General features: G+C 65.6%; 16 protein-coding genes. 2 read left to right on the forward strand and 14 right to left on the reverse strand.

From position 1 onward, the window contains the following. Positions 1–29: 29 nt before the first annotated feature. The 6 genes from AC1DKV_RS02080 to rfbB all read right to left on the reverse strand — a co-directional run bounded on the left by AC1DKV_RS02080 (position 30) and on the right by rfbB (position 7,324). Complete coding sequence (locus tag AC1DKV_RS02080; RefSeq protein WP_441613285.1) at positions 30–980, reverse strand: UDP-glucuronic acid decarboxylase family protein; 951 nt, start codon at positions 978–980, stop codon at positions 30–32. A 15-nt stretch (positions 981–995) separates the two neighbouring features. Continuing rightward, positions 996–2,357 carry a UDP-glucose dehydrogenase family protein gene (locus AC1DKV_RS02085; RefSeq protein WP_441613286.1) on the reverse strand — a complete coding sequence of 454 codons (1,362 nt, stop codon included), beginning with the start codon at positions 2,355–2,357 and terminating at the stop codon, positions 996–998. Between the two features lie 443 nt (positions 2,358–2,800). Beyond that, entirely contained in the window at positions 2,801–4,720 is a 1,920-nt protein-coding gene (locus AC1DKV_RS02090) for a polysaccharide biosynthesis protein (RefSeq protein WP_441613287.1), read from the reverse strand. A 68-nt stretch (positions 4,721–4,788) separates the two neighbouring features. Then, entirely contained in the window at positions 4,789–5,340 is a 552-nt protein-coding gene (gene rfbC / locus AC1DKV_RS02095) for a dTDP-4-dehydrorhamnose 3,5-epimerase (RefSeq protein WP_441613288.1), read from the reverse strand. Next, positions 5,337–6,278 carry a dTDP-4-dehydrorhamnose reductase gene (gene rfbD / locus AC1DKV_RS02100; protein WP_441613289.1) on the reverse strand — a complete coding sequence of 314 codons (942 nt, stop codon included), beginning with the start codon at positions 6,276–6,278 and terminating at the stop codon, positions 5,337–5,339. The genes rfbC and rfbD overlap by 4 nt, the downstream gene beginning before the upstream one ends. Further along, positions 6,275–7,324, reverse strand: a complete 1,050-nt coding sequence (gene rfbB / locus AC1DKV_RS02105) for a dTDP-glucose 4,6-dehydratase (RefSeq protein WP_441613290.1) — start codon at positions 7,322–7,324, stop codon at positions 6,275–6,277. Before rfbB ends, rfbD begins: the two co-directional genes overlap by 4 nt. 211 nt (positions 7,325–7,535) lie before the next feature. Between rfbB and AC1DKV_RS02110 the strand changes: the two genes are divergently transcribed. Then, on the forward strand, positions 7,536–8,390 hold the full coding sequence (locus AC1DKV_RS02110) for a symmetrical bis(5'-nucleosyl)-tetraphosphatase (protein ID WP_441613291.1): 855 nt from the start codon (positions 7,536–7,538) through the stop codon (positions 8,388–8,390). Between the two features lie 22 nt (positions 8,391–8,412). On the opposite strand, the gene AC1DKV_RS02115 is transcribed toward AC1DKV_RS02110, so the two are convergent. From AC1DKV_RS02115 to AC1DKV_RS02145, 7 genes are all read right to left on the reverse strand, one after another. Then, complete coding sequence (locus tag AC1DKV_RS02115; protein ID WP_441613292.1) at positions 8,413–9,279, reverse strand: lysophospholipid acyltransferase family protein; 867 nt, start codon at positions 9,277–9,279, stop codon at positions 8,413–8,415. Between the two features lie 21 nt (positions 9,280–9,300). Beyond that, complete coding sequence (locus tag AC1DKV_RS02120; RefSeq protein WP_441613293.1) at positions 9,301–10,575, reverse strand: dihydroorotase; 1,275 nt, start codon at positions 10,573–10,575, stop codon at positions 9,301–9,303. A gap of 64 nt (positions 10,576–10,639) precedes the next feature. Continuing rightward, complete coding sequence (locus AC1DKV_RS02125) at positions 10,640–11,611, reverse strand: aspartate carbamoyltransferase catalytic subunit (protein ID WP_441613294.1); 972 nt, start codon at positions 11,609–11,611, stop codon at positions 10,640–10,642. A 124-nt stretch (positions 11,612–11,735) separates the two neighbouring features. After that, positions 11,736–12,263, reverse strand: coding sequence for a bifunctional pyr operon transcriptional regulator/uracil phosphoribosyltransferase PyrR (gene pyrR, locus AC1DKV_RS02130; protein ID WP_441613295.1), 528 nt, complete (start codon positions 12,261–12,263; stop codon positions 11,736–11,738). Then, complete coding sequence (ruvX, locus tag AC1DKV_RS02135) at positions 12,260–12,697, reverse strand: Holliday junction resolvase RuvX (RefSeq protein WP_441613296.1); 438 nt, start codon at positions 12,695–12,697, stop codon at positions 12,260–12,262. The genes pyrR and ruvX overlap by 4 nt, the downstream gene beginning before the upstream one ends. Then, positions 12,690–13,262, reverse strand: a complete 573-nt coding sequence (locus AC1DKV_RS02140) for a YqgE/AlgH family protein (RefSeq protein WP_035863791.1) — start codon at positions 13,260–13,262, stop codon at positions 12,690–12,692. Before AC1DKV_RS02140 ends, ruvX begins: the two co-directional genes overlap by 8 nt. A 111-nt stretch (positions 13,263–13,373) precedes the next feature. After that, complete coding sequence (locus tag AC1DKV_RS02145) at positions 13,374–14,087, reverse strand: 16S rRNA pseudouridine(516) synthase (protein ID WP_441613297.1); 714 nt, start codon at positions 14,085–14,087, stop codon at positions 13,374–13,376. Between the two features lie 145 nt (positions 14,088–14,232). Between AC1DKV_RS02145 and AC1DKV_RS02150 the strand changes: the two genes are divergently transcribed. Continuing rightward, a complete protein-coding gene (locus AC1DKV_RS02150) occupies positions 14,233–15,780 on the forward strand; it encodes a cryptochrome/photolyase family protein (protein ID WP_441613298.1) in 1,548 nt (515 codons plus the stop codon). A gap of 64 nt (positions 15,781–15,844) precedes the next feature. Here AC1DKV_RS02150 and AC1DKV_RS02155 read toward each other — a convergent pair whose 3' ends face one another. Then, on the reverse strand, positions 15,845–17,035 hold the full coding sequence (locus AC1DKV_RS02155) for a heme biosynthesis protein HemY (RefSeq protein WP_441613299.1): 1,191 nt from the start codon (positions 17,033–17,035) through the stop codon (positions 15,845–15,847). Positions 17,036–17,037: the final 2 nt, after the last annotated feature.

Consider the following 17,037-nt stretch of genomic DNA (forward strand, 5'->3'; position numbering starts at 1 on the left):
GTATCTCTTCCGAATATGATCTGGGGCGCTTAAACAAAGCGCTTGAAGTAATCGACCGTCTTGGCAAGTCCGTCGCGGAAATGCACCGAAGGATTCCAGCCGATCACTTCCTCGGCAAGGCGGGTGTCGGGGCGGCGTTGCGTGGGATCGTCGGCCGGCAGCGGCTTGAACTCGATGGTCGAGCGAGAGCCGGTCAGCTCGATTACGTGGGTCGCCAGCTCGAGCATCGTCATCTCGTGCGGGTTGCCCAGGTTCATCGGGCCAGTGAATTCCTTCGGCGTGTCCATCATGGCGACGAAGCCGTCGATCAGGTCATCGACGAAACAGAACGAACGCGTTTGCTTGCCTTCGCCGAACACGGTGATCGGCTCGCCACGCAAGGCCTGCATGATGAAGTTCGACACCACGCGGCCATCGTTCTGGTGCATGCGCGGGCCGTAGGTATTGAAGATCCGCGCGACCTTGATCTCCAGGCCGTGCTGGCGGTAGTAGTCGAAGAACAGGGTTTCGGCGCAGCGCTTGCCTTCGTCGTAGCAGGAGCGGATGCCGATGGGGTTCACATTGCCCCAGTATGCCTCGGGTTGCGGATGCACGACCGGGTCGCCGTAGACCTCGCTGGTGGAGGCCTGGAAGATCTTGGCACCGAGCCGCTTGGCCAGGCCCAGCATGTTGATGGCGCCGTGGACCGAGGTCTTGGTGGTCTGCACCGGATCGTGCTGGTAATGCACGGGCGAGGCCGGGCAAGCCAGGTTGTAGATCTGGTCCACTTCCACGAACAGCGGGAAGGTCACGTCGTGGCGCATGAACTCGAAGCGCGGATTGCCGAGCAGGTGTTCGATGTTCTGCTTGGCGCCCGTGAACAGGTTGTCGACGCACAGCACTTCGTTGCCCTGCTCGATCAGCCGATCGCAAAGATGCGAGCCGAGGAAGCCGGCGCCACCGGTCACCAGGATACGCTGGCGGGAATTGTAATTTCGCATGTTCAAGACTTTGTTCTAGGAGCGGCCGATACCGAAATATTCGAAGCCCTGTTTCTTCATCGAAGTCGGGTCGAACAGATTGCGGCCATCGAAAATCAGGGGGGTCTTCATTTCGCTGCGCATGGCCTCGAAGTCGGGGCTGCGGAACGCCTTCCACTCGGTGACGATCACCAGCGCATCGACGCCGTCCAGGGCGGCCTCGGGCTGGTCGGCGAAATGCAGGTGCGGCAAGGCCTCCGGCATATCGGCCAGGTCCTGGGCCAGCACGCGGCGCGCCTCCTCGGTGGCCACCGGGTCGTGCGCGTGCACCACGGCGCCGCGCTCGAGCAGTTCCCGGATGATGATGCGGCTCGGCGCCTCGCGCATGTCGTCGGTTTCCGGCTTGAACGCCAGGCCCCAGATGGCAAAGCGCTTGCCCGCGAGATCGTTGCCGAAACGCGCCAGGATCTTGTCGATCAGCACGCGCTTCTGCGCCTCGTTGACCTGCTCGACGGCGTCCAGCACATGCATCGACTGGCCGAACTGCGCCGCCGTCCTCGCCAGCGCCTGCACGTCCTTCGGGAAACACGAGCCGCCGTAGCCGATGCCGGCGTACAGGAAGCTATAGCCGATGCGGGGGTCGGAGCCGATGCCCTGGCGCACCAGTTCGATGTCCGCGCCGACGCGGTCGGCGAGATTCGCCAGCTCGTTCATGAAGCTGATGCGGGTGGCCAGCATGGCGTTGGCCGCATACTTGGTGAACTCCGCCGAACGCACGTCCATGAAATACATGCGTTCATGGTTCCGGTTGAACGGGGCATACAGCGTACGCATCATCGCCTTTGCCTTGTCGCCGGCCTCGTCGGCCGACACGCCAACCACGATACGGTCGGGACGCATGAAGTCCTCGACGGCCGCGCCTTCCTTCAGGAACTCCGGATTGGAGACGACCGCGCAGCCGAGATGGGACGCTTCGCGCTTCGCCAGCTCTTCCGCGATCGCGGCCTTGACCTTGTCGGCGGTACCGACCGGCACCGTCGACTTGTCGACGATCACCTTGAACGCGTCCATGTGGCGGCCGATATTGCGGGCGGCCTCGATGACGTATTTCAGGTCGGCCGAGCCGTCTTCGTCCGGCGGCGTGCCGACGGCGATGAACTGGATTTCGCCATGGGCCACGCTGGCGGCCACGTCCGTCGAGAATTTGAGTCGGCCTGCCGCGCGGTTCCGGTCGATCAGGGCCTTGAGACCCGGTTCGTAGATGGGCACCCCGCCACCGTTCAGCAAATCGATTTTCTTGGCGTCTACGTCAAGGCAGAAAACATTGTTTCCCAATTCGGCCAGGCAGGTACCTGTCACAAGCCCCACATAGCCGGTTCCGATAATAGTAATTCTCATTTCTCAAGCCAATATTTGCTTACACAAAGCGGCGGCCGGAAAAAACTCTGCTCCGTCGCCATGACTCCGCATTCCCGAAAATAATCCGCCGTCGCCTTACATATCTTCACATTTCTAAATACAGGCATCTTCCGATGCGCAATCGGGCATTGACGGCTCATGACACGATTGGGGCGTTGCAGCCTGGCATGCAGGAATCTGCGGGCCAGGTGAGGAAGACGAGGGGGAAGGCGGCGCGAGCGATTGCGACGGGACGCAAGACTGCGTCCTGCCTCCGTCTCTTGCCCACTTGCCCAATGGCTGGCACAGGACAAAAACTCCCGGCATTTTGCCATAGTTTCAGTGCTCCGAAACGAAATGGCGCCGTGGCGCGGCGTTGCCGGCACACGGGGTGCGCCCGCCCGCGCATGCCTGCGCCTTGCGGCCGGATCAACGTTCCGGCCTTAGCGCAGCAGGCGGATACGGGGTGCCGGCTCTTCATGCAGGTGGTCCTTGATGTCGCGGTCGGGACGGAAACCCGATACGCATTCGAGGAGAATGGTGCGGATCGCCTCGCAGTCGTTGCAATCGCAGGCCGCGATAAGGCTGCGCATTTCTTCGTCGAGTTTCTCGCGGCTCAGGCAGGACTCGTCCGCTTTCATGATGCGCGGATGGCCCGTGCCGCTGACGGCGTCGCCGATCAGCAGTTCCTCGTAAAGCTTCTCGCCCGGGCGCAGGCCGGTAAATTCAATCTCGATATCCCCATCCGGATTGTTTTCGTCGCGCACCTGGAATCCGCTCAGGTGAATCATGCGACGGGCCAGGTCGACGATTTTCACCGGCTGGCCCATATCGAGCACGAATACCTCGCCGTCGCCCCCCATCGCGCCGGCCTGGATAACAAGCTGGGCCGCCTCCGGGATCGTCATGAAATAACGGATGATGTCCGGGTGGGTGACGGTCACCGGACCGCCGCTCGCGATCTGCGTCCGGAACAGCGGCACCACCGACCCGCTCGACCCGAGCACGTTGCCGAAGCGGACGATGCTGAAGCGGGTGCGCACGTGCGGCTCCTGCGCAAAGGCCTGCAGGCAGAGCTCGGCCATGCGCTTGCTTGCCCCCATGACATTGGTCGGGCGCACCGCCTTGTCGGTCGAGATCAGCACGAACGCTTCGACGTTGGCACGGATCGCCGCCTCCGCCGTGACCCGCGTGCCAACGGTGTTGTTCAGGATGCCCTCGGTCATGTTGAACTCGACGATCGGCACGTGCTTGTAGGCCGCCGCATGGTAGATCGTCTGCACGCCGTAGCGGGACATGATCCCGTACACCCGCTCGCCGTTCTGCACCGAGCCGAGCACCGGCACCAGTTCGATCGACAGCCCCTTCGCCAGGATGGTCTGCTGCAACTCGTATTCGAGCGCGTACAAGGCAAACTCGGACTGCTCATACAGGACCAGCCGCAACGGATTGTTCTTGATGATCTGCCGGCAGAGCTCGGAACCGATGGAGCCGCCCGCGCCGGTCACCATGACGCTCTTGCCGTCGATATTGCCCATCAACAGCTTCTTGTTGGGCGCCACCACGTCGCGCCCCAGCAATTCGTCGATCTCGACCTCGCGCACGTCGTCCAGGCGCACCTCGCCGGAAACCATCTCGGCCATGCCGGGCACGGCGCGCACCTCGACAGCCAGCGGCTCGAGCGCGTTGACGATCTCGATACGCCTGCTGCGCGATGCCGACGGGATGGCGATCAGCACCTGCTGGACCGCGAGCCGCCTGACCAGCGCCGGCAGTTCGTCCGCGCCGTGGACCTTGATCCCGGCGATGCTCAGCCCGCGCTTGGCCACGTCGTCGTCAACGAACGCCACGGGCTCGTACTCCGTGCCGACGCCCAGCGCGACGGCAAGCTGCCGGCCGGCGTCGCCGGCGCCATAGATCACGACCTTCTGCCCCTGGTGCCCGAACGATGGCAGCATCCTGAACGCCGCCCGCACGAAGAACCGACTGCAGACGATATAGACGATGGCAAGCAGCCAGTAGATCAGCAATGCCCCGCGCGGCACGTTGGACAGGCCCAGGAAGAAAATCAGCGACCCGAATATACCGATCGAAATGGTGACTGCGGCCACGATGGTCAGAATGGCCCGGTCCTCCATATACCGCACCACCGACCGGTACAAGCCCAGCTTGATAAAGACCGGAATCGCAACGAGGGAGGTGACGAAGTACAGGCCGATGGGGTATTGCGAGCTGACCTGCCAATGATCCGTGCGCAATCCGACCGCCGACCAGAGCGACAGCGGCAGTAAAAAGAAATCGAGCACCAGCATCAGCAGAATCTTCTTCTGACGCGACATCTCCGAGATTTTCTTGAGCAGCATGATTGTTCTTGAATTAGTCGTCACAACGGACTGCCGGCACACGCGCCGGCACTGTGGCCGCGCTGGCTTCAGGCAAAGACATCCGCCTCGGCAAGGAGAGCGCCGTGGCGATCCTTCTCCGACAGAATCGGCCGCCCCTCGAGAGGCCAGGAAATGCCCAACTGCGGTTCGTCCCACGCGATGGTCCGTTCATGGCTCTGGCTCCAGTATTCTGTTGTCTTATAAATCACTTCCGCCGTGTCCGATAAAACCAGGAAGCCGTGCGCAAAACCCGGTGGGACCCACAATTGCTGGCCGCTCCTTCGTGACAGCGTCATTCCTACCCATTGCCCGAAGCGCGGCGACTGACGCCGCAGATCCACCGCCACGTCGAAAATTTCCCCCGCCACAACCCGGACCAGTTTTCCTTGCGGGCGCCCGATCTGGTAATGCAGGCCACGAATCACATTTCTTGCCGACAGGCTGTGATTATCCTGCACAAAAACACCGCTAAAACCCGTTGCATTTTCGAACTCGCGCGCATTGAAGCTTTCGAAAAAATGCCCGCGATCGTCGGCAAACACCCTCGGTTCAAGTATCAGCACTTCCGGCAGGGCCGTAGGCGTCGCTTTCAGGTTCATGGCTGGCCCACCTCCGGCAGGATCTGATCGAGCAGGTGATGCACGCCTTCGCGCCAGTCCGGCAAATGAATGCCGAAGGTAGCGCGCAGCTTGCCGGTATCGAGCCGGGCGCTGGCCAGCCGGGCCGCCGGCAACGGGTATTCGCTTGCTGGAATCGCCTGCAGCTGCGCGGGGCCGGTCTTCAGCGCCAGACCTTTGTCCGCCGCATACTGCAGCACTTCGCTGGCATAGCCATAAGGACTGGTTTCACCCGCCGCGGCAAGATGGTAGATACCGTGCGGGAACGCCTGCCGGTCGCCGAACAGCCATTGCCGCGCCACGATCTGCGCCGTCACGTCGGCAATCAGGGCGGCGCCCGTGGGTGCGCCGAAACGGTCCCGGATCACTCGGATCGAGGCCTGTTCGCGGCCGAAGCGCAGCATGGTCTTGGCAAAATTGCGGCCGTGCGCGCCAGCCACCCAGCTTGTTCGCAAAACAAGTGCGGCTGGCTCCACGTCTGCGATGGCCTGCTCCCCTGCCAGCTTACTCCGCCCATAGACGGAAATGGGATTCACCGCATCCGTTTCCGTATAAGGAACGTCTTGCCGCCCATCGAAAACACAATCCGTTGAATAGTGCACGAAGAGGCTGCCGAGCCGCTTCGCTTCCTCGGCAAGAATACCGACGGCGGTGGCATTCACGGCAAATGCGCCCTCCGCGTCGACTTCGGCCTTATCCATGCTAGTGCAGGCCGCGGCATTGACGATGACGTCGGGGCGATATTCCTGCACGGCATGGCGGATACTGTCGGCACGCGCCAGGTCGCAGGCAGCGCGGTCGAGCGCGATCACGCGCCCGAGTGGCATCAGGGCACGCCGCAATTCGAACCCCACCTGGCCGTTGCTTCCTGTTACAAGAAGCGTCGGCACGTGAGATGGATTATTGCGCACATCGGTCATTCTCGCGCCTTCCGATACTCTCCGGAGGTCATGCGCTCGATCCACTGCGGATTGTCCAGATACCACTGAACCGTCTTGCGCAGTCCCGACTCGAAGGTCTCCTCGCAGATCCAGCCTAGTTCTGTCCGGAGCTTGTGCGAATCGACCGCATAGCGCCGGTCGTGGCCGGGACGGTCGGCAACGAAGGTGATCTGGCTGCGATAGGAACCGCTGGCCTTCGGCCGCAGTTCGTCGAGGAGATCGCACAGGGCCCCGACCACGTCGAGGTTGGCCTTCTCGTTTCCGCTCCCGACGTTGTAGGTCTCCCCAGGCCGCCCATGGGCCAGCACCGCGCGGATAGCAGCGCAATGATCCGCAATGTAGAGCCAGTCCCTTACGTTAAGTCCGTCGCCGTAGACCGGTAACGGCTCGCCAGCCAGGGCCCGGGTAATGACCAGCGGGATCAGCTTCTCGGGAAAGTGATAGGGGCCATAGCTATTTGAACCGTTCGTGGTCAGGACCGGCAAGCCATAGGTATGGTGATAAGCCCGCACCAGGTGGTCAGCACCGGCCTTGGATGCCGAATACGGACTATTCGGAGTGTAGGCCGTGGTCTCCGTGAAGGCAGGATCACTATCTTTCAGGGAACCGAATACCTCGTCCGTGGAGACGTGCAGGAAGCGGAAAGCCTCGCGCTCCGGGACCGGAAGGCTTTGCCAATAGGCGCGCGCGGCCTCCAGCAAGGTGAACGTGCCGACAACATTGGTCTGGATGAATGCGCCCGGTCCTTCGATCGAGCGGTCGACGTGGCTTTCGGCGGCAAAGTGGATCACGGCGCGGGGCCGGTGCCTGTCGAAGAGCCGGTCCAGCGCCGCCCGGTCGCAGACGTCGGTGCGGGAGAAGGTGTGGCGGCTATTGCCCTGCAGCGATGCCAGGGATTCCAGGTTGCCCGCATACGTCAGCTTGTCCACGTTGACAACCGCGTCCGCGCTGTCATCGCGCAGCCAGTCAAGAACGAAATTGGCACCGATGAAACCGGCGCCACCAGTGACAAGTATTTGGGACAAGACCAGGGCTCCCTGCTATCTGATATTCGAGAACACGGCGAATGCCAAGTCTCCGCCGGGCCCGAAACGGGCGGCGTCATGTTAAGTATTTGCAGAAGTGGCGGTATTCTATCCGACAGACCCCCCCTGCTTGAGATGCTCCCCCTTTTTTTTGTAGCGTGTTGTAACGTATCCGTGCCACCAAATGCCAACCGGGTGAAGACCTGGCGCAATGCTTAACCGGCCCCTATTTGTGACCCAAAAACATCATTTCGCCATCGGCGACCTCCAGGGCTGTGCCGGTTCGCTGGACGAACTGGTCGCTCGCCTGCCCCAGGACAGCGCCCTGCGCTTTGTCGGCGACCTCATCAACCGCGGCCCCGCCTCGCTGCGTACCCTGCGCACCGTGCGCGAACTCGGCGCCCGCGCCGAATCCGTCCTCGGCAACCACGACATCCATTTCCTGGCGGTGGCCGCGGGCGTGCGCAAGCGCGGGCGCAGCGATACGCTGGACGATCTTCTTGGCGCGCCGGATTGCGATGAATTAATCACATGGCTGCGCCACCGCCCGATGGCCATCCATGAAAACGGCTTTCTCCTGGTCCACGCCGGCGTGCTACCCCAGTGGAGCGCCGACCAGACCATGGAGCTGGCCCGGGAAGTCGAGCGCGAGCTGCAGGGCCCCGACTGGAAAACCTTCCTGGCCGATGTTTTCGGCAACGCCGCGGACCACTGGGACGACAGCCTGCGCGGCATCGACCGCCACCGGGTCGTTGTCAACGCCCTCACCCGCCTGCGCTTCTGTCGTACGGACGGCGTGATGGACCTCAAGACCAAGGAAGGCCCGGGCGGCTCGCCGGCGGGTTACATGCCCTGGTTCGACATCCCCGGCCGCCGGACGGAGGGCACCACCGTGGTGTGCGGGCACTGGTCGACCCTCGGGCTGGTAATGCGGCCGAACCTGATGGCGCTGGATACGGGCTGCGTCTGGGGCGGCAAGCTGACGGCCGCGCGGCTGGCGGCGGATCCGGCCGAGCGGACCTTGGTGCAGGTCGAGTGCCCGCAGTATTGCGACCCTCTGGCGTAATGCCATCCGGGCGGCTTGCCGCCTACTGCGAGGTGGCTGGCGCGGGCGTGCCTTCGTCCGTGAGTTCGGGAAGGCCGGGAAGGCCGGGAAGGTCGGTGGCAGGCGGAGTCACGCCGCCATTGACCCGCCCCACCACCTCCAGCGCATGGTGCTGCGCCCCCTGGCTCAGATGCCCCACCACCTCCCACGCCGCCTGCGCCAGCTCCCGCCGGCTGGCACTGGCCGCGGCGATGGCCGGAGCAAAGCACAGCCGTGCCGTGATCGGCCTCGCCCGCAGCACCGCATCGAGCGTATCGAGCAAGCTCAGGTCCCCGATATACGCCGGTGCCAGGGTGGGCTGCCCGGTGGCGGTGTCCAGGTAAGCCAGCCCGACCGGTTGCACCGGCAGCCCGCCCGAAATCGGCGCCTGCATCAGGTTGGCGTGGAACGGCAGCACGCTGGTGCCGTCGGTGGTGGTGCCTTCCGGGAACACGCATACCAGGTCGCCCTGCAGCATCACGTCGGTGATGGCGTGCAAAACGCGGTGTGCGTCACGCTTGCGGGCCCGTTCGATGAAGATGGTGCCGGTCTGGGCGCACAGCCAGCCAATCACGGGCCAGTCACGGATCTCTGATTTTGCGACGAAGCGCACCGGCTGCCAGGTGTTGATGACGTAGATGTCGAGCCAGGAAATATGGTTGGACACCACCATGGCGCCGCGCGGCGGCGCTTCTCCCGGCTTGAGCCCTTGCACTTCGACCGTGATCCCGCAGATGCGCAGCAGCCGGCGCGACCAGCGCCGGATATGCCATTGACGCGATTCGGTGCCCAGCCACGGGAACAGCAGCGCGCACGTGAGCAGGCCGCGCAGCAGGTGCAGGATGAGCGCGGTCTTGCGCAGCCAGATCATGCAAGGCTCTCCGGCATGACGTCAGTGCAGTTCGTAGACCACGTGGCCGCTGACCAGCGTGGTGCGTACGCGGCCGCGCATGTCATAGCCGAGCCATGGCGAGTTCTTGCCCTGGCTCTTGAGCGCGCGCCGCTCGACCTTCCATTCCTGTTCGGGATGGAAGATGCAGATATCCGCGGTGCTGCCGCTGGTCAGGGTGCCGGCCGGCAGGCCGAGCACGCGGGCGGGTTCGGCGGTGATGCGGGCGAGCGCCTTGGCCAGGGGGACCTTGTGTTCCGCGGCCCAGCGCAGCGTCAGCGGCAGCAGCAGTTCGAGGCCGGTGGCGCCGGGCGAGGCTTCGGCGAAGGGCAGCAGCTTTTCGTCGTCGTCCACCGGGGTGTGGTCGGAGCACAGGGCATCGATGGTGCCGTCGGCCAGGCCGGCGATGATGGCGTCGCGGTCACGGCCGCTGCGCAGCGGCGGCGAGAAGCGCATCTGCGAGTTGAAGTAGCCGATGTCCATGTCGGTCAGCGAGACGTGATGGATATTGACGTCGCAGGTGACGGCGAGGCCTTCGCGCTTGGCCTGGCGCACCAGTTCGATACCGGCGGCGGACGACAGGCGGCACAGGTGCACGCGCACGCCGGTGCTGCGCATCAGTTCGAAGATGGTGTGCAGGCGCACGGTTTCGGCGATCACCGAGACGCCGGACAGCCCCAGGCGCGACGCCACCGCGCCGCTGGCGGCCACGCCGCCGCCAAGGTAGGGGTCCTCGGGGCGCAGCCACACCGTGAAGCCGAAGGTCTGCGCGTATTGCAGCGCGCGCAGCAGCACCTGGGTGTTGTGGATCGGGGCCTCGGCCTGCGAGAAGCCGATGCAGCCAGCTTCGGTGAGCTGCGACATCTCGGTCAGGGTCGTGCCCTTGAGGCCGAGCGTGAGCGCGCCGAGCGGATAGACGTGGGTCTGGTTGAGCGTGCGCGCGCGGAACTTGAGCATTTCCACCAGGCCGGGCTCGTCGAGCACCGGGTCGGTGTCGGGCGGGCAGACCAGGCTGGTCACGCCGCCGGCGGTGGCGGCGGCCACTTCGGACTCCAGCGTGGCCTTGTATTCGTAGCCGGGCTCGCGCAGGCGCGCGGACAGGTCGACCAGGCCCGGGCAGACGACCAGCCCGCTGGCGTCGATGGTCTTGTTGGCATGGAAGTCCGCCGGCGCGCTGCCGACGCCGACGACCTTGCCGGCGGCGATGTAAAGGTCTTGCTGCGCATCGATGTTCGCGGCCGGGTCGATCAGGCGGCCGCCCTTGATGTGGATCTTCATATCGTGTCGCTTGGCTTGTTTCGGTTGTTCTGGCTGGGACGCAATGGTGCGGCTACGGCGCGATTCAGTCGTGGTTTCCGGCCACGATCCCCATCACCGCCATGCGCACGGCGATGCCGAAGGTCACCTGGTTGAGGATCACGGATTGCGGGCCGTCGGCCACGGCGGAGTCGATCTCCACGCCGCGGTTCATCGGACCCGGGTGCATCACGATGGCGTCGGGCCTGGCCAGCGCCAGCCGCTCGGGCGTCAGGCCATAGGCCTTGAAGTATTCCTGCGCCGACGGCAGCAGCGCGCCGCTCATGCGCTCGTTCTGCAGGCGCAGCATGATCACCACGTCGACGCCCTTCATCCCTTCTTCCATGTTATGGAAGACGCGCACGCCCATCTGTTCCAGTCCGGACGGCAGCAGCGTGCGCGGGCCGATGGCGCGCACTTCGGGCACGCCCAGCGTGGTCAGCGCGTGGATGTCGGAGCGCGCCACGCGCGAGTGCAGGATGTCGCCCACGATGGCCACCGTGAGCTTGGTGAAGTCCTGCTTGTAATGGCGGATCGTGTACATGTCGAGCAGCCCCTGCGTGGGGTGCGCGTGGCGGCCGTCGCCGGCGTTGATCACGTGGACATGCGGCGCGACATGCTCGGCGATCAGGTAGGGCGCGCCGGAGCTGGCATGGCGCACCACGAACATGTCGGCCGACATCGCCGACAGGTTGTTGATGGTGTCGAGCAGCGACTCGCCCTTGCTGGTGGACGAGGCGTTGATGTTCAGGTTGAGCACGTCCGCCGAGAGCCGCTTGGCGGCGATCTCGAAGGTGGTGCGGGTGCGCGTGGAGTTCTCGAAGAACAGGTTGAACACGCTTTTGCCGCGTAGCAACGGCACCTTCTTCACGTCGCGGTCGGAGTCGGACAGCGAGACGAACTGGCTGGCGGTGTCGAGGATGTGCGCGATCATCTCGCGCGACAGGCCTTCGATCGACAGCAGGTGCTTGAGCTCGCCGTTCTTGGTCAGTTGCGGGTTGCGGAACGTCTTGATCATGGCAGTTGGAGAGGGCCGGGCGGCGGCGATTGGCTGGTCTGGAGCGGACTTGTGTTGCTGAGCTTGCAAGCCAGGCTGGCGTGCCGGGGTGGATCCCCGCGCGCCAGCCCGGCAGCGGGCGGCCTCAGTTGCCGGTGGCCTCGACGGCGAAGGCGAAGCGCATGTCGGCGCCGGCGCCCTGGTGCGACAGCACCAGCGTGGTGCCGGGCGGCAGCTCGATATGCGCGGCGACGAAATCGGCGGCGGCCGGCAGTTCGCGCCCGCCGCGGTCCGCCAGCACCGCCAGCGCCACGCGGGCCGGGCGGCCGTAGTCGAACAGTTCGTTGACGGCGGCGCGGATGGTGCGGCCGGTGGCGAGCACGTCGTCGATCAGCAGGATCTTGCGGTCCTGCACGTCGAACGGCAGCGTGGTGGGCTGGGCCTGGCTGTGCAGGCCCTTCTTGGCATAGTCGTCGCGGTGAAAGGCGACGTTGATGACCCCGTGGCCGGCCAGTTGCAGGTCGGCGGCCAGCCGCTCGGCAATCCAGGCGCCACCGGAATAAATGCCGGCCACCGACCATTGCGCGCGCTCGGCCGCAGGCAGCGCTGCCTGCACCTGGTCACGCAGCGTTCGGTAGAGCGCCTCGGCGTCTGGAGAGGAAGTCTGGGTCATAGGGGATGCTGGTCGAAGTACTGTTGCAGGATAAGGCGGGCGGCTTCCGCGTCGAGCTCGCCCGGGCGATAACCGGCCATCTGGGCCAGCCGCGAGGTGTAGCGCTCGTCCACCCATTCCACCGGCAAGCCGAAGCGGCCGTTGAGCTGGTTGCCAAAGCGGCGCGCAAGGCGCATGGAAGGCTGCTCGCCGCCATCCGGCTTGATGGGCATGCCCACCACCAGCTGGACCGGCGCCCATTCCTTGATCAGCGCCGTCACCGCCTCGAAGCGGGCTTCCACGGTGGGATTGGGCAGGATGGTGAGGGGCCGCGCCTCGCGCGTGATGAAATTGCCAAGCGCGACGCCGATCTTCTTTTCGCCGTAATCGAATGCCAGGACGGTGCCGTCGGTGGGCAGCGGGCGCGGCACGTGCGCCGCTGCGCCCTCAGGCATGCCCGGCCTCGCCCGAGAGCATGGTGAAGTCGATGCCCAGCAGGCGGATGGCGGCGGCGAAGCGCTCTTCGGGAGGCACGCTGAAGATGATCTCGGGGTCAGCCTGGACTGTCAGCCAGCCGTTGCGGCTGAGCTCCTCCTCGAGCTGCCCCGCGCCCCAGCCGGCATAGCCCAGCGTGAGCAGGAAGCGATGCGGGCCGCTGCCGTTGGCCACGGCTTCCAGCACGTCCTTGGAGGTGGTCATCTCGAGTCCGCCAGGCACCGCCAGCGAAGAGACGTAGATGCCGACCGGATCATGCAGCACGAAGCCACGCTCGGTCTGCACCGGCCCGCCGAAGTACACGGGCTGCTGCGCCACCGGCTGGATCTCGAGCTTGAGGTCGATCTTGTCGAACAGCGTGGCCATATCGATGTCGATAGGCCGATTGATCACCAGGCCCAGCGCGCCGCGGTCGTTGTGCTCGCACAAGTAGACGACGGAACCCGAAAAGGTCGGGTCTGCCATGCCGGGCATGGCAATCAGGAACTGATTGGTGAGATTGATTGGGGCTTCCAGCGTCGCCATCCCTGCATTTTATCAAATCAAAGCCGTCCGTCCGGAAAAGATTCGCCCATGCCGCATCGCAGCATGCCGGCGCTTCCGCTCCGGTCCCCGGTGCGCGTCGCCGCGCGCACCCTATTCCATGCGCTTCAGCGCGGCCAGGTCGTCCGGCGTCAGCCAGCGCCATTCGCCCAGCGCCAGCGCCGCTTCCAGCACCAGCCCGCCGATGGCGCTGCGGTGCAGCGCGTCCACGTGGTTGCCGGCCGCGACCACCATGCGCTTGACCTGGTGGTACTTGCCCTCCGACAGCGTCAGGCGCAGGCTGCGCTCGCCGGTGGCCTCGCAAGCCACCGCGGCGATCGGCGCGGGTTCGTCTTCCAGCTGCACGCCGGCCACCAGCGCGTCGACCTGGGCCTGCGTGACCGGCTCGGCCGTCGTCACCTCATAGACCTTGGGCACCTTTTTCTTGGGCGAGGTCTGCGCGTGGATGAACTGGCCGTCGTCCGACAGCAGCAGCAGCCCGGTGGTGTCCTGGTCCAGCCGGCCCACCGCCTGCACCTCGCGCTGGCGCAGCGGCACCGGCAGCAGGTTGTAGACGCTGGGATGGTGGCGCGGGCGCTGCGAGCACTCGTAGCCGACCGGCTTGTTGAGCATCAGGTAGGCCTTGGCGTGGCCGATCCACGCCTCGCCGTCCACGGTCAGGCGCAGCCCTTCGACCTCGAACTGCGCGCGCGGGTCCTCGCACAACACGCCGTCGACTTCGACCAGGCCAGCGCCGATCAGGTCGCCGCAGTAGCGGCGGGTGCCGAAGCCTTGCGATTGGAGGATGCGGTCGAGTGTGGTGGCCATGTCTTGCTTCTTGCTATCTGGAAATCTTGGAAAACTGGAAATTCGGACGCGTCCGTCACAGCGCATTGCGGCAATGCGGCGCCTCGGCCGCCTGCACGCATCCGTATGGTAGGGTAGCAGGCTTCATCCCGCGGAGCGTCCGATCTTGCCCCTCTCCCCTGCCGGCGCGCGCCAGCCCTACCGGATCGACAGGCAGTTCGAGCGCGGCCTGGTCTGGTTCCGGCGCGACCTGCGCGCCGACGATCACGCGGCGCTGCATTATGCCCTCAAGCACTGCCGCCGGGTGTGGTGCGTGTTCGTATTCGACCGCGAGATCCTCGATCCGCTGCTCGCGCGCGGCCTGGCCGCCGACCGCCGGGTGGCGTTCATCCTGGCCTCGCTGGCCTCGCTGGAGGCCACCCTGAAGGCAGCCGGCGGCGGCTTGATCGTGCTCAATGCCACGGCGCGCGCGGCGATCCCCGCGCTGGCCGCCGAACTGGATGCCCAGGCCGTCTTCGTCAACCACGACTACGAACCCGCCGCGCAGGCTCGCGACACCCATGTCAGGCAAGCCCTGGCCGATGCGTCCCGCGTCTTCTTCACCTTCAAGGACCAGGTGATCTTCGAGCGCGACGAGATCCTGACCGGCCAGGGCAAGCCGTTCTCGGTGTTCACACCGTACAAGAACGCCTGGCTCAAGGCGCTGCTGCCGTTCGACCTGCGGCCCTATCCGGTCGAGCCTTGGCTTTCGGCGCTCGCCCCGGTGCCCAAGGCCCATGCGCGGGCGTTGCCCACGCTGCAGGCGCTGGGCTTCGCGCCGTCCAACCTGGCCGAGATCGCCATGCCGACGGGGAGCGAAGGCGCCCACGCCCTGTTCGAGGAGTTCTGCGAACGCATGGGCGACTACGCGCGGCGGCGCGACTTTCCCGCCCTGCGCGGCCCGAGCTACCTGTCTGTGCACCTGCGCTTCGGCACGCTGTCGATCCGCACGCTGGCCCGCGCCGCACACGCCGCCACGCTGCGCGGCGGCGCCGACAGCGCGGGCGCAGCCACCTGGCTGTCCGAGCTGATCTGGCGCGATTTCTATTTCATGATCCTGCATCACCATCCGCGCGTGGCCGCCGGGCATGCCTTCCATCCGGCCTACGATGCCATCCGCTGGGCGGCCGGCGCCACCGGCGAGCGCTACTTCGAGGCTTGGCGCGACGCCCGCACCGGCTACCCGCTGGTGGATGCGGCCATGCTGCAGATCCGTCAGAGCGGCTATATGCACAACCGCCTGCGCATGGTGGTGGCCAGCTTCCTGGTCAAGGACCTGGGCGTGGACTGGCGGCGCGGCGAGCAGTATTTCGCCGACCAGCTCAACGATTTCGATTTCTCCGCCAACAACGGCGGCTGGCAATGGGCCGCCTCCACCGGCTGCGATGCGCAGCCGTATTTCCGCATCTTCAATCCGGTGACGCAGTCGGAGAAGTTCGACCCGCAGGGGCGCTTCATCCGCAAGTACCTGCCGCAACTGGCGCGCCTGCCCGACAAGTACATCCACGCACCCTGGACGGCACCCGACGATGTCCTGGCGGGCGCCGGGGTGACGCTCGGCGAGGACTATCCACGCCCGCTCGTGCAGCACGATGTGGCACGCAAGGAAACGCTGGCGCGGTATGCGGTGGTGAAGGAGAACCGGACGGAATCCGGTCAGGGCGGGGAGGAATGAGGTTCGCCCGATGAGGTTCGCCGGCGCACGGCACCGCGCGCCTTGCAGCCCGCGGCGCCAGCCTTCACGCTGCCAGCATGGCGCTTTCCCGATAGTGCTTCTGCGCTTCCTCGGGCCGCTCGGTCTCCTCGTAGAGGCGGCCCAGCGCCAGGTGCGCGCGCACCCGCAGCCTGCGCTGTGATTCGTCGTCGGCATACTTGAGCGCCCGCTCGAAGCTCGACTGGGCCTTGCCCCATAGCTTCTCGCCCAGGCACAGCGTGCCCAGCGCGAAATACAGGTCGGCATCGACAGGATGCTGCGCCAGCCATTTCTCGGCCTGCTGGATCTGCGGCAGCGCGTGGCCGGGTTCGGCGCATTCGGCATAGCGCAGCACCAGGCGGCTGTCCCAGTTGACCTTGAGCGCGTCTTCCACGATCTTGCGCGCCTCGTCCTGGCGTCCCAGCGCCGCGAAGTAGCGCGCGGCTGGCTCGGCGATGCGCGCGGCACGGCGCTCGTCGGAGGACAGCGAGCGCCACAGGTCATGCAGTGCCTCGCTGTCGTGGCGGCATTCTTCCAGCAGGGCCTCGCAGGCCAGTTGCTTGAGGCGCAGCGCCAGCACGGGATGCAGGGCATTGCGCTTTTCCAGCGAGCGCGCCAGGCGCAGCACTTCGGACCAGTTCTTCAGGTGCTGGTGGGCGCGCAGCGCGATACGCTGCACGTGGATCTGGCGGGAGCCCTGCGATTGCAGCTGCGCGATGGTGTCGAGCGCGCCTTCCGCGTCGCGGGCGTCGACCAGCATCTCGGCCATCGACACCAGCCGCGCCTGTTCGCGCTCGGCGCCGGTGACCTGTGCCATCCAGGCGTCGCGGCGCTCCATCTCCTGCATGCGGTGGGCGGCGCGCGCACCGATCAGCGCCGCGGTCTGGGCCTGGTCGGGCCAGGCCTGGGCTTCGCGCGCGGTGCGCTCGGCCCGGGCGAAGCGGCCGGCGAACAGGTTCTCGATCGCCTCGCGCAACGCGGCCTGCGCGCGGTTCATGCGGCTGCGCTCGCGATAGGCCGCCGCGCGGCCCGGCATTTCCGACAGATGCCGCACGGTGGTGAGGATGGTCCAGACCACGAAGAACGCCAGCAGCAGCAGGGCCAGCGCCAGGTTCAGCGAGAGTTCGACCCGGTACGGCGGGTAGAACAGCACCACGTTGCTTTGATTGAATTGCGTAAACAGCGCCAGCCCGACCGCGCCGCCAAAAAGGATCGCCACCCAGAACAGAAGCCGCATGC

This window comes from Cupriavidus sp. 05T41 (genome assembly GCF_056396525.1).

Coding starts and splice junctions, on each gene's coding strand:
- AC1DKV_RS02090 (WP_441613287.1), bottom strand. CDS start 4,720: ATGCTGCTCAAGAAAATCTCGGAGATGTCGCGTCAGAAGAAGATTCTG.
- AC1DKV_RS02120 (WP_441613293.1), bottom strand. CDS start 10,575: ATGAAGATCCACATCAAGGGCGGCCGCCTGATCGACCCGGCCGCGAAC.
- AC1DKV_RS02110 (WP_441613291.1), top strand. CDS start 7,536: ATGCTTAACCGGCCCCTATTTGTGACCCAAAAACATCATTTCGCCATC.
- rfbC (WP_441613288.1), bottom strand. CDS start 5,340: ATGAACCTGAAAGCGACGCCTACGGCCCTGCCGGAAGTGCTGATACTT.
- rfbD (WP_441613289.1), bottom strand. CDS start 6,278: ATGACCGATGTGCGCAATAATCCATCTCACGTGCCGACGCTTCTTGTA.
- AC1DKV_RS02140 (WP_035863791.1), bottom strand. CDS start 13,262: ATGGCGACGCTGGAAGCCCCAATCAATCTCACCAATCAGTTCCTGATT.
- AC1DKV_RS02115 (WP_441613292.1), bottom strand. CDS start 9,279: ATGATCTGGCTGCGCAAGACCGCGCTCATCCTGCACCTGCTGCGCGGC.
- AC1DKV_RS02080 (WP_441613285.1), bottom strand. CDS start 980: ATGCGAAATTACAATTCCCGCCAGCGTATCCTGGTGACCGGTGGCGCC.
- AC1DKV_RS02085 (WP_441613286.1), bottom strand. CDS start 2,357: ATGAGAATTACTATTATCGGAACCGGCTATGTGGGGCTTGTGACAGGT.
- AC1DKV_RS02125 (WP_441613294.1), bottom strand. CDS start 11,611: ATGATCAAGACGTTCCGCAACCCGCAACTGACCAAGAACGGCGAGCTC.
- AC1DKV_RS02145 (WP_441613297.1), bottom strand. CDS start 14,087: ATGGCCACCACACTCGACCGCATCCTCCAATCGCAAGGCTTCGGCACC.
- ruvX (WP_441613296.1), bottom strand. CDS start 12,697: ATGCCTGAGGGCGCAGCGGCGCACGTGCCGCGCCCGCTGCCCACCGAC.
- AC1DKV_RS02155 (WP_441613299.1), bottom strand. CDS start 17,035: ATGCGGCTTCTGTTCTGGGTGGCGATCCTTTTTGGCGGCGCGGTCGGG.
- pyrR (WP_441613295.1), bottom strand. CDS start 12,263: ATGACCCAGACTTCCTCTCCAGACGCCGAGGCGCTCTACCGAACGCTG.